This window comes from Hyalangium sp. (assembly GCF_035629615.1).
Taxonomy (GTDB): Bacteria; Myxococcota; Myxococcia; order Myxococcales; family Myxococcaceae; genus Hyalangium.
Map to the genome: position 1 here is coordinate 1 of NZ_DASPHO010000527.1, position 11,080 is coordinate 11,080.

Sequence of the window (11,080 nt, forward strand, 5' to 3'; positions counted from 1 at the left end):
TCAGCCCGCAGCGCCTCCGCCCCGAGGCCACCTACATCGTGAACGCTCGCATCACGGACGGTGGGCGGGTCTTCTCCACGCGCGCGCCCATTCCGGTCCTCACCCAGGGCAACCCAAGCGCCGATGTGCAGGTGCTCGTGCGCTCTGGCGGCTGACGAAGCCGGGGAGGCAGGCCCCAGGTGGCTGCCTCCCCAGGTGAGACCCTGGCGCTACTGCGTGCAGCAGAGCAGCGCGTTCGGCTGGCCGGTGGTGGGGGTGCGGCTCACGCCCGCCACGTAGCGGCCCACACCGCACTCACCCTTGTAACCCTGCGCGTCCCAGTTCCCCGAGCCGCCATCCTGCTGGTTGTCCGCGCTCCCGAAGGGCACCGTCGTGCAGGTCTTCTGCGCCGACAGGGTCGCCGGGCAGCAGAGGACGTGGCTGAACTTGTGGTCCTGCGACTGGGCCACGCCCGCCACGTACTCGTTGGGGGCGCACTCCGCCCGCCAGTTGCCCGAGTCCCAGTCCTCGCTGGTCGTCTGGCTCGTCCCGCGGGCATCCCCGGCGGTCACGTCGCGGGCCGTGCAGGTCGGCGTCTCCGGCGTGGGGTGCATGTAACGGCCGCTGTCCAGCGGATCCTTGTAGCAGCGGCCATGGCGCGCCCAGCCGCTGGCGATCGACTTGGACAGGCCCATGATGCGCTCGCCCGGAGCGCACACGCCCTTGTAGAAGCCATAGGCCCAGTCGTTGGAGGACGTGGTGCGCAGGGTGTCGCCGTTCTCGAAGTCCACCGGGAAGTTCGTGCCCGCCACCCAGCAGGCCTCCTGGTTGGTGCTGCCCGTGCCGCCCGCCAGGTTGCGGAACTTGTTCCAGCCCGCCGGCTTCACCGGGTACTTGTGGGTTTCGTCATCCCACCCGAGGCGCAGGCCAAAGGACGCGCCCGCGTCGTCACGGTAGCTGTTCCACAGGGCAACGGGCGTCACGCCGCTGGCCGCGAACGCCTCGCCTGCGGCATTCATGCCCGCCGCCAGCTGCAGGTACCACGTGTAAGGCTGTGGAGTAGGAATCCCCTGCCCCACGGGAGCGTACTTGAGCGTGCAGTTCTCGAGGCCCGCGCAGAAGTTGGGCACGGGCTCCGGCGCGGGGGGGATCCGCGGGATCGCAGGAGTGACCTGGAAGCCGAACTCGGTGGCGAAGAGCTTCGTGTCCGTGGTGCCCGTGACGCTGTTCATGCGCGCGGCCGCCGCCTGCAGGCCCGCCTTCACGCTGTTCTTCCACGGGACGAAGCACGTGGTGAGGCCCTTGTTGATGCAGGCGTAGTCCATGAAGTTGTTGTTGTACGGGTGGACGCCCAGGTAGTCGAACGGCCGGATCCTCCCGGCCCCGTTGATGAAGGCCGACGAGGCGAACAGGCTGTTCCAGTACCCGTCGGTGGTGGTGGCCGCGCTGGTGGTGACGTAGACGTTGCGCAGGCCACCGCTGACGATGAGCTCCTGGCGGGCGTTGGCCTGCTTCCACTCCCACACCCGGCGCAGCAGCCACGCGAAGGCGTTGGCCCCCACGCGCGGGCGGCTCACGCTGTCGCTGCAGCCGGTGTTCTCCATCACGTTCGGCTCGTTGCCAATCTCATACGCGTCCGCTCGCACTGGGCCCACGAAGAGGCCGTTCGCCAGCTCGTTCAGGTGGTTCACGTAGCCCGTGGTGAACGCATCGATCGCGGCCTGGTCGTTGTCCGCGCCGCAGTACTTCGCCGGCACCGTCACCAGCACCTTGATGTTCTTGGCGTGCGCCTTCTCGACGATGCGCCGGTAGGTCGTCTCATCCGTGGTCGTCACATCCGCGTTGATCCGGATCCACCGGGCGCCCATGCCGGAGATCTCACACACCATCTGCTCCGAGTGGGTGCTCAACGGCTGCGTCACATCCGTGTGGATGTCGCCCGTGACGACGCCCAGCAGGACCCCTGTCAGCGCGCCTTGCTCCTCCGTCCCGAGAGCATCCTCCTCGACAGGAGCCTCCTCCACCGGCCCACATGCCCCAAGGACTGCGGCGGTGATGAGCATGGCCCCCCAGCAATTTCTTGCCCTGCTGTATTCAGTCTTCACTCTGTACTCCTTGGCTCCTTGGGAGCCCTGACACGGGAGGGTCATCGTAAGTCAGCGCGGCGAAACACTACAAGTGCAAAAACATGGATTTCCTGGAAGTCTATTCAAACCCAGGGCGGGTTGCCAGTGCTCGAAGCGACTGACTTCAGCGCAGTGCGTCGTAGTCGAGCTCGGCACCTTGCGCGCTGGGGAACAGCTCCACCTCGCGCTGCGTCATGTGCTCGACCAGGGCCGGGAAGAGCTCCAGCAGGTTGTCCGAGCGCACCGCGGGCGGCAGCTCGCGCTCCTCGGAGAGCAGCGCGCCCATGCTGCCCAGGCGATCCATGGCGCCATGGCTGCCCGCGGTGCCCACCTCGTTCGCGCTGCTGATGGGCGCCTGGTACCCCACTGACATGAACGGGTGGCGGTAGGACACGACGATGTCCGCCGGGAACTCCACGCTGATGGGCTCGAAGGCCGTGCGTGCTCGGAAGAAGAAGTCCGGGTAGGTGCGCTCGACGCTGAGCGCGAAGAGCGCCTCGTCGCTGAAGACGCCGTGGCTCGCCCCGGAGGTGAAGGACACGGGCAGATCGAGCGCCTCCCAGTCCACGTCGCTCGGCAGCCAGTAGGCGTCGGTGGCGGCGTCATAGGCGAAGCTCGCCGCGAGCTCGCCCTCGCGCCAGGCGCTCACCCACGTGAGCCCCTCGGGAAAGCCCGTCCGCGGCTCTCCGCGCGCGAAGACCAGGTCCGCGGCCTTGGAGGTGGAGGCCCGACGGGCCACCTCGGACACCCACTGCTCGCGCGCGTGGATCGCCACATAGGTGACGCGCGTGTGGAGGATGGCCACCGCCGCGGGCCCTTCCACCTTGTCCGCTTCCTCGAATGACTCCACGGTGGCGACGCCCGCGGCCTCGAGCTCGTCGCGGAAGTCCACCACCGAGTCCAGCGGCTTGGCGACCCCGTCCATCCCGTGATCGCCGAAGAGGGTGAACACGAAGGAGCGCTCGGGGTGCGCCTGCTTGAACCGCTCGATGCGCTCGTTCAGGGAGAGGAGCGAAGCCACGACATCATCCTCGGAGCGCAGGTGCCCGATGACGTCCGTCTCCAGCAGATAGGCGGTGAAGGTGTCCTGGACCTGGCTGCGGCCCTCGAGCGCCACGAAGAGGTTGTCGAGCCCGCGGTAGTACCCATAGAAGGGCCGGTCGTAGCTCCAGAGCGCGTCGAGGTAGGCGCTCGCGTGGTAGTCAAACGCCTTGTAGTAGGCGGGCGCCTGGGCGTACGCGGGCAGGGTGAAGGGGAGCTCCTCCAGCGGCGGAACGAGATGCACCAGCAGCCCGCCCACGGCCTTGTTGTAGACCTTGTCCTTCACCGGATCGTAGTGGCCGTACTCGAGCCCCGCGAAGCGCTCGGTGTGGAGGATGCGCGTCCAGCTCGCGTCGCTGGTGGCGGGGAACATGGGGATGAAGCGCGAGAGGTTCCACCCGGCGAAGGCGCCCTGCTCTCTCGCGCGGACCACCGCGCTGTGGGAGAGCCCATCCAGCCCCAGATACACGCGCACCACGGGGTTGAGCGAGGAATCCCCTCTGGCGGGGACGCTGTTCATCAGCGCGTAGTGCTCCCAGTCGCACGAGGGTGCGGCGAGCCCCAGGAGGACGAGCGCGAGCCAGAGGCGCCTCACAGATAGACCCCCAGCGAGAACAGCGGGCTGGCCTGACGGCCCTCCCTCATGAAGCGGTAGAAGTAGCCGATCTGCGCCTCGAACCACTTGCGCCGGTAGCAGTAGGAGGCGCCGAGCATGTTGAAGTCGTGGATCCAGAAGCCCACCTCGCCCATGTGCGCGCGGAACGTGTGGCGCTGAAAGGCCAGGAACTCGGCCACCAGGGTGAGGCCGGGCACCACGCGCTTGCGGTAGGGCCCGTCGTCGAAGATCCCCATCATCGTGGCGGTGCCGTGCAGGTAGAGCCAGGGGGTGGCCTCGTAGGAGGCCGTGACACCCACCGGTACAACAGTGAGGAGGATGTCCCGGGTGTCCAGGCGGGAGATGTAGTTGCTCGAAATGAAGGCCTCGCTCGACCCGGGAAGGAAGACGACGAACTCCGCGTGGGCGGCCACCGCGAGCCGCTCGCGCGACAACAGCCTCACCTTCCCGTGGATGTTGGGCGTGCGGAAGATGAAAGACAGGGGATGCGTGCCCAGCTGCGCCACACCGAGGATGCCGAACTCCGCGTTGCTGGAGCCCAGATACAGGTCCCTGTGGTTGAGCAGGTGGGCGGTGTTCTCCCAGAGTGGATAGAGCGAGGTGAGCGGGGAGTTAGGTGGCTCGGGGGCCGCTGGCTCCTCGGGGGCGGGAGCCGCGACCGCCGGGGTGGCCGGAGCTGCCGGCTCCGCTCCGGGTGCGCTCGCTGCGAGAAGCAGGCCGAGGAGGAAGAAGGAAGGGGCTCGCTGGAGCAGAGTCGTCACGGCGGCGCATCCAATCGTGTGGAACCCGCGATGGCAATGATTGGGTGTCCAGGCAGGGAATTGGCTAGTGTCTCCTCTCGTGGCTGGACCTTCACCGAAGACCTGCGTCGCATGCGGGCGGCACATCGCCCCGAGCGAGGTGTACTACCGCTTCACCCTCGTCCTTCAAGGCGAGCAGGACGTGCTCGACGCTTCGGGGGGTGGCACGGGTGACGAGCTCGCCTCGATCCTCCAGCAGCTCGAGGCGGGGCCGCAGGATCCTCGCGAGCTGGAGGAGCAGGTGCACTGGGAGCGCACGGGTGTCATCTGCCCCGCGTGCCGCTCCGTGGTGATGCGCACGCTCGCTCCGCCGTCGGGGAGCGCAGGCCCCCACTGAGGCATCCCACCCGCCACCGGGTGTAGGATCGTCCTCCTATGAAGCGACTCCTGCTCCCTGCCGCGCTGCTCCTCTCCTCTGCCGCTTGGGCGGACCTACCGCCCCCTGATGCCTCGGGATGTTCGGGCAAGCAGGCGAACGCGAGCTGCGAGACCGATGACCAGAAGGCCGGCGCCTGCCAGCAGTCCAAGTGCTGGCGGAACGACTACAGCAAGGGTCCGCCGCCGACCGCTGTCGAGTACGACTGCCTCACGTGTGTGGCCTCTTCGCCCCCTCCGGACACGAAGTCCCCGGCTGCCGAGGCGGGGGGGCAGAGCACGAGCAGCTGTGCGGCGGCTCCGGCCACTCCCCTCTTCCTGGCCGCGCTCCTGGCCGGGTGGCTCATCCGCGGCAAGCGCCGGATCGTATGAGCGCGGTGGAGGCGATCCTCGCGCCCGCGGATGCGCTGCGCGCGCGGCTGTATCGGCTCCTTGCTCCGTGGGCTGGGCCGCTCTTCGCGGACCGGGCCCGCCGCGTGGCGTGGCTCGGGGCCACCCAGGTGGTGATCGCCTTCCTGCTCACGCTCGCCGCGCCGCTCTGGATGCTCGCGCTGGGCCCGGTGCTGTTGGGCGTGCCGCACCTCGTCTCGGACGCACGGTACCTCGTAGTGCGCCCGGGGCTGCATCGCCGGACGGTGCTCGCCCTGCTTTGCGGCGCCCCGCTGCTGGCGACCTGTCTCGGCGCCGGGCCGGCGATCGGTCTGCTGGCGCTGCTTCCTGCCATCCTGGGGGCGCAAGGGCCGTGGAGTCGCAAGGGGCTGATGCTCACCGTCTGGGCATGCCTCAGCGGACTGGCGCTGGGCTTCGGGGCCACCTTCCAGCTGGCCTTCGCCCACCTGCACAATGTGATCGCCGTAGCGCTCTGGTGGTGGGCTTGGAGAGAGCGGCATGCGCGGGCCTGGGCTGTGCCGCTGCTGGCCGCCGCTGGGACGGTGGCCCTGTTGCTCGGTACCGCCGAGCCCGTGTTGACGGCCTTGGGCGCCTGGACGGCTCCCTGGACGGGCGCATCCTTCACACAACACGCAGAGGCGCTGGCGCCGCGTGCCCCTCCCGTGCTGGCGCTGCGGCTGGTGCTGGCCTTCGCGTTCCTGCAGTCCGTGCACTACAGCGTGTGGCTGAGGCTCATCCCGGAGGATGACCGTCCCCGCGCGGCACCGCGGCCCTGGCGGGCGACCTGGAGGGCGTTGGTGGAGGACTTCGGTGGGGTGCCGCTCACACTCTTCGTGGCGCTCGCGTTCGGGATCGCCGTGTGGGGCGTGGTGGATCTCACGCAAGCGCGGCTGGGCTATCTGCGACTCGCGGTGTTCCACGGCTACCTGGAGCTCGCAGTCGGGGCGCTCTGGCTCATCGAGGGCCGGCGCTCGTGATGAAGGCGTGGCTCATTGCGTTCGCCTTCACGCAGGCCGTGGAGGTGCCCATCTACCTGCGCGCTGGAGCGGGCTGGCGCGCCGCCCTCCTCGCCAGCACGCTCACCCATCCGCTGGTGTGGTTCGGGTTCTCGACGGTGCGCGGGCTGGGGCTGAGCTACTCGGGCACGCTGGTCGTGGTGGAGGCTTTCGCGATCCTCGTCGAGGCGGCGTGGCTCTCATCTCGCAGGGTGAAGCGCGCGTTCCTCTGGAGCCTGCTGGCCAACTTGACGAGCGTCACCCTGGGGTTCCTGTCTCGAGCGGCGTTCGGCTGGCCCTGAATCGCGGCTGCTTGCTCTCGCCGTCTCCGCCACAACAGCCTCCGTGCTACCGTCCCCATGGCTCGCCAGCAGCACGCCCCACGACGCCAGGCGGTGGACATGAGCACGGTGGAGAACGCGCAGGTGGGCTACTTCGAGCTGCTGCGCAACAACCACGCCTTCCGCTGGCTGTGGCTGTCCCGGGTGATCAGCCAGCTCGGTGACTGGTTCACCGCCATCTCGCTGTACGCGATGCTGATGGAGCTGACCGGGAAGGGCCAGTCCATTGGACTGCTGCTGGTTGCCATCCTCCTGCCCGGGCTGCTGTTCGGCCCTGTGGGGGGGATGGTCGCCGACCGGCTCGATCGCAAGAAGGTCATCTTCATCTGCTGCGTGCTCCGCGGCGTCATCGTGCTGGGGCTGCTCTGGGTGCGGCAACCCGAGCACGTCTGGCTGATCTATGCGCTGCGCTTCACGCAGTCCTCTGTCACGGCCATGTTCGACGCGAGCGAGAATGCCGCCATCGGCTCGGTGCTCGCCCGCAATGAGGTGGTGACGGGCAACACCATCGTCTACGGCATCACCTGGTCCGCCATGCTGGCCCTGGGAGCGCTGGCCGGCGGGCTCACCGCGGCGTGGCTGGGCCGCTCCATGGCCTTCATCATCGACTCGGCCACCTTCTTCGCGGCCGCCGCGTGCGTGAGCCGCGTGAGCCTCCCGCGGCGCGAGCCCTCGTCCCAGGCCGGCAGCTGGGCCGGCGCGCTGGGGATCCAAGCCCGCAAGGAGGCCCTGCGCCTGCTCTTCCATGACCGGGGCGTGCGCCTGGTCCTGTTCGCCAAGGCCGGCTGGGGCCTGGCCGGCGGCGGCATCATGTTGCTCTACAGCGTGTTCGGCGCCCGGGTGTTCCCAGTGGCAAACCATGCGGACATCGGCATCGGGCTGCTGTACGCGGCCCGGGGCGTGGGGGCGATGCTGGGCGCACCCGTGGCCCGCAGGATCGGCGGCAGCGGCGAGCGCTCGCTGGTGCGTGGCATTGGCGCCTGCTTCTTCGTGATGATGACTGCCTTTGCCCTCTTCGCGGTGGCGCCCAGCCTGCTCTGGGCCTCGCTCTTCCTGATCATCGCCAACATGGGCGTCTCCACCCTCTGGGTCTACTCCAGCTCGCTCATCAACCTCTGGGTCCCCAACGAGACGCGCGGGCGCGCCTTCGCCGCGGACTCCACGCTCTTCACCTCGGCGATGATCCTCTCCTCCGGCCTCACGGGCCTGGTCATCGACGGGTTCGGGCTCACCCCGCAGCAGCTCCAGCTGGGACTTGCCGCCCTACTTCTGCTGCCCACGGTGGGCTGGTGGCTGGGCGCCCGGCGCTACTCTCCCGCTGCTCCGGCCCCAGCCCGGTTGGAGCCAGACGCCCCCGGGTAGACAGGTCTCCTGACGCACGGGAAGGTTTGTACTTGAGGGAATTCCGCGAATATGTAGAATTCTACTCGTTGCGATAAGGCAACCCCCGCAGCGGAGGCAGTCATGAAGAAGCTGGTGAAGGGTCAGATCAAGAACATGCTCCCGAACCTGGCGTTGCTCGGACAGGGGCCTGATCCGACCGTCAAGAAGTAGCCTCGCGTGGGGGATGAGCGCAGGCCTGAGGAAGGGACTCGGCCGAAGCCATGAGAACCTGGGCCCCTGATGCCGAAGCGTCGCAGCTCGATCGGGCTGCGCTCATCCAAGTGACTCGGAGCAGCCTGCTCGAGGTGGTAGAGCAGGCGGCTCCCGAGCGTCAGGACGTCCTTCGCGCCCTGCGCGAGGCGTCCGATGTGCACCTCTTCCACCCGGATTTCTTCGAGTGGTACTTCGCCGTCCGGGATCGGGTGGGCGAGGAGGACGAAGCCGGGTTCGCCCGGGAGCTGGACCGGCTGGAGCAGGTGCTCGCCGTCGTCCAGCGGAGCCTCGAGCGCGCGGCCACCCACCAGGCGGCACTCCAGGTGGCGCTCGATCTGGGGGGTGTGCAGGAGACCGTCACCGTCCAGCGCGCCAACCGGTCAGCGCAAGACATGGGCGGCAGCGGGACGCGCTTCCGGGTCCTGCCGGAGGCTTCGCCCCAGAGGGTGGAGCAGATCGCCGCCGGGCTGGCGCTGCTCCAGGAGCTGTGGCCCGAGGCGCACACGGAGCTGGCGCAGTCGGTACAGCAGCTCACGCTGTTCGAGGATGACACGCTCAAGTCCTTCGCGGACTTCCAGCGGCATGGCTCCATCTTCATGCGTGTGGACTTCCTGAAGGACCCCGTCATCCTGGCGGACTACCTGTTCCACGAGGGCTCTCACGTCCGCCTGAACACGGTGCTGTCCGTGAGCCCCATGTTCCTCAACCCCAGCGACGCGGTCTACGAGACCCCGCTCCGGGGTGATCCGCGCCCGATGTTTGGCGCCTTCCACCAGATGTTCGTGCTGGTCCGGATCCACGAGTTGTACCAGCGCCTGTCGCGGCGGCGCCCGGAGTACGCGGAGAAGGTGGTGGAGCTGCGCTCCAAGCTCGAGAGCGGCTGGCAGGTGGTGCGCGAGCATGCGCAGCTCACCGAGAGCGGCGAGGCCATGGTGAGCAGCATCGGCCAGGTGCTGCGCGCGTAGAGCGAGCTCGGCGCCACTCAGGGTTCGCGGGCAAGCTCCAGGCGACGAAACGTCTGTGTATAGACGCGAACCCGGTCCCGGGCCCGGAAGCCAAGCTTCTCCGCGACGTGGAGTGCCCTGGCATTCTCCGGGTGGAGGATCGAGATGAGCCGCTCGAGCCCGCGCTCCTGGAACGCATGATCGCGGAGGCGGCGCGTGGCCTCGGTGGCGTAGCCCTGGCCCCAGGCACCAGGCTCGAGCGCGCAGCTCAGATCGATCTCCCGGACGAGGGGCACGCCAGGCGGCGTCGAGCCGCGGCCCCAGTGAGTGAGCGGATCGCTGCCATCCGTGGGGAGCTCGATCTCGTAGTACGTCAGCCCGACCCGGCCCAGGAGCTGTTGGCTGGCCTTGAGGAGGATGGCGAGGTGGCCCACCTGGTCCTCCGCGTACCAGCGGAGGGTCCGCTCCAGCCACTCCCGCGTCTGCTGCTCGGTGCGGGGCTTGCCGCTGCCCAGGTAGCGGACGAGCTCCAGATCACCGTGCAGCCGGATGAAGAAGGGGAGATCCTCCCAGGTCATCGGGCGGAACAGAAGGCGCTCGGACTCGAGGGTCTGCATAGCGCCTCACATTGTGTCTTCTAGCCTCCGCACAAACACTCTCAAATCCTGATGCTGAATCGCCTCCCTCATCAGCCACGATCTCTGGCTGCTTTCGGAGTTGCCATGTGAGTCCTCCAGAGGGAACCTGGGATCTCACGTCCCGGGGATGAAATGCCCCTGAGTGCAGGTACTCGCGGGAAATAAAAATGCCGGATAGCCTGTTTTCGGCGAGCCAACGAGGCTGCGGCCCTTACGATCAGAAGCGAGAACGATGAAACCGAGTCGCAACGCTCGTTGCCCCTGTGGGAGCGGTAAGAAGTACAAGCAGTGCTGCGGACCCGCCGAGGCTGTCCGCGACAAGCGCAAGTCGACGTTCGCGATGATTGCGACCGCCGTCGTGCTCGTTTTCGGCATTGGGGTCGTCGCAGTCCTCCTGAGCCGTGGGAGCGGCTCCAGCAACCGGATCTGGTCCGCCGAGCACGGCCACTGGCACGACGCCAGTGGGAGCGAGCTGGGCCTGGGCTCCAGCAACCGGATCTGGTCCGCCGAGCACAACCACTGGCACGACGCCAGCGGGAGCGAGCTGGGCCTGGGCTCCAGTATGCCGAGTACGGCGCCTGCCGGTCCGGCGCCCGCCGGCAAGGTCCGGTGAGCAATAGGAGGAATGCGCCTGATGCCTAGGGCCAGCCGGTCGGGCAGTGCTTCGGGCCCGAGAGGATCGCCGCCCCGTCGCTCAGCTTGCCGAGGTCGAGGCTCGTGTCGAGGTGCGCCTCGTAGTCCGCGACGCTGAACTGGAACCTGTTCTTGGACGCCAGATCCACAACGGCCGCGTTGGTCTGGCAGCTCGCAACCTGCACCCTGAGGGAGACATCGGTCTCGAGCTTCTGGAGGAACTGCTGGAGGGAAGCTGTCATGGGGACTCCTTGAGGTGTCGAGTAAAACGTCACGGCTCGCCGAGACGGCGCGCCGTGGAGATTATAGGGCATCAGGGCTGGCGAGTTCACCATGGGTTTACCAGGCGCGTACTGCCGTGGCCGCGCGGGGTGCGATGTTGTAGCGTGAAGCCCGTGCTGCCTTCCCCCTCCTCTCCGGCCGGGACGAGCGAAGTCTTTGCAGACCTCTGGGAGGGCCAGCGCCCAGGCTGCTTCCGGGTGCCCGCAGCGCTCGCCGCGCAGCTCGCGGTGCTCGACGCGCCGGCGCTCTTCCTTGCCTGCCAGGCGCCGGTGAGGGTCGACTTCACGGTGCAGCACGACGACCGCGTGCGCAACCTGCGCGTCG

Annotated in this window: 14 protein-coding genes; 9 read left to right on the top strand and 5 right to left on the bottom strand. The window is 68.2% G+C overall.

Annotated features, from left to right (window positions below; all coding sequences use genetic code 11):
* On the top strand, window positions 1–155 hold a 155-nt coding region (locus VD972_RS26740), incomplete at its 5' end, for a YbaY family lipoprotein (RefSeq protein ID WP_324991588.1).
* A gap of 54 nt (window positions 156–209) precedes the next feature.
* On the opposite strand, the gene VD972_RS26745 is transcribed toward VD972_RS26740, so the two are convergent.
* The 3 genes from VD972_RS26745 to VD972_RS26755 all read right to left on the bottom strand — a co-directional run bounded on the left by VD972_RS26745 (window position 210) and on the right by VD972_RS26755 (window position 4,523).
* Window positions 210–2,042: a hypothetical protein gene (locus VD972_RS26745; RefSeq protein ID WP_324991575.1), complete on the bottom strand. Its 1,833-nt coding sequence runs from the start codon at window positions 2,040–2,042 to the stop codon at window positions 210–212.
* Window positions 2,043–2,229: 187 nt separating this feature from the next.
* The gene (locus VD972_RS26750; protein ID WP_324991576.1) at window positions 2,230–3,741 is read right to left on the bottom strand and encodes an alkaline phosphatase family protein; all 1,512 of its coding nucleotides are present in this window, start codon (window positions 3,739–3,741) and stop codon (window positions 2,230–2,232) included.
* Window positions 3,738–4,523, bottom strand: a complete 786-nt coding sequence (locus tag VD972_RS26755; RefSeq protein WP_324991577.1) for a hypothetical protein — start codon at window positions 4,521–4,523, stop codon at window positions 3,738–3,740. The genes VD972_RS26750 and VD972_RS26755 overlap by 4 nt, the downstream gene beginning before the upstream one ends.
* Before the next feature lie 79 nt (window positions 4,524–4,602).
* On the opposite strand from VD972_RS26755, the gene VD972_RS26760 reads away from it, so the two are divergent.
* The 6 genes from VD972_RS26760 to VD972_RS26785 all read left to right on the top strand — a co-directional run bounded on the left by VD972_RS26760 (window position 4,603) and on the right by VD972_RS26785 (window position 9,224).
* Window positions 4,603–4,899 (top strand): hypothetical protein, encoded by a 297-nt coding sequence (locus VD972_RS26760; RefSeq protein WP_324991578.1) that lies wholly within the window; start codon window positions 4,603–4,605, stop codon window positions 4,897–4,899.
* 38 nt (window positions 4,900–4,937) lie between these two features.
* Window positions 4,938–5,309, top strand: coding sequence for a hypothetical protein (locus tag VD972_RS26765; protein ID WP_324991579.1), 372 nt, complete (start codon window positions 4,938–4,940; stop codon window positions 5,307–5,309).
* Complete coding sequence (locus tag VD972_RS26770; RefSeq protein WP_324991580.1) at window positions 5,306–6,304, top strand: hypothetical protein; 999 nt, start codon at window positions 5,306–5,308, stop codon at window positions 6,302–6,304. The genes VD972_RS26765 and VD972_RS26770 overlap by 4 nt, the downstream gene beginning before the upstream one ends.
* The gene (locus VD972_RS26775) at window positions 6,304–6,624 is read left to right on the top strand and encodes a hypothetical protein (RefSeq protein ID WP_324991581.1); all 321 of its coding nucleotides are present in this window, start codon (window positions 6,304–6,306) and stop codon (window positions 6,622–6,624) included. Before VD972_RS26770 ends, VD972_RS26775 begins: the two co-directional genes overlap by 1 nt.
* Window positions 6,625–6,723: 99 nt before the next feature.
* Window positions 6,724–8,025, top strand: coding sequence for an MFS transporter (locus VD972_RS26780; RefSeq protein ID WP_324991582.1), 1,302 nt, complete (start codon window positions 6,724–6,726; stop codon window positions 8,023–8,025).
* Between the two features lie 242 nt (window positions 8,026–8,267).
* Complete coding sequence (locus tag VD972_RS26785) at window positions 8,268–9,224, top strand: aKG-HExxH-type peptide beta-hydroxylase (RefSeq protein ID WP_324991583.1); 957 nt, start codon at window positions 8,268–8,270, stop codon at window positions 9,222–9,224.
* Between the two features lie 17 nt (window positions 9,225–9,241).
* On the opposite strand, the gene VD972_RS26790 is transcribed toward VD972_RS26785, so the two are convergent.
* On the bottom strand, window positions 9,242–9,820 hold the full coding sequence (locus VD972_RS26790; RefSeq protein WP_324991584.1) for a GNAT family N-acetyltransferase: 579 nt from the start codon (window positions 9,818–9,820) through the stop codon (window positions 9,242–9,244).
* 253 nt (window positions 9,821–10,073) lie between these two features.
* Between VD972_RS26790 and VD972_RS26795 the strand changes: the two genes are divergently transcribed.
* Window positions 10,074–10,454, top strand: coding sequence for an SEC-C metal-binding domain-containing protein (locus tag VD972_RS26795; RefSeq protein WP_324991585.1), 381 nt, complete (start codon window positions 10,074–10,076; stop codon window positions 10,452–10,454).
* Window positions 10,455–10,479: 25 nt separating this feature from the next.
* Here the strand turns inward: VD972_RS26795 and VD972_RS26800 are convergent, their stop codons facing one another.
* On the bottom strand, window positions 10,480–10,716 hold the full coding sequence (locus tag VD972_RS26800; protein WP_324991586.1) for a Nif11-like leader peptide family natural product precursor: 237 nt from the start codon (window positions 10,714–10,716) through the stop codon (window positions 10,480–10,482).
* A 144-nt stretch (window positions 10,717–10,860) separates the two neighbouring features.
* On the opposite strand from VD972_RS26800, the gene VD972_RS26805 reads away from it, so the two are divergent.
* On the top strand, window positions 10,861–11,080 hold a 220-nt coding region (locus VD972_RS26805; protein ID WP_324991587.1), incomplete at its 3' end, for a hypothetical protein.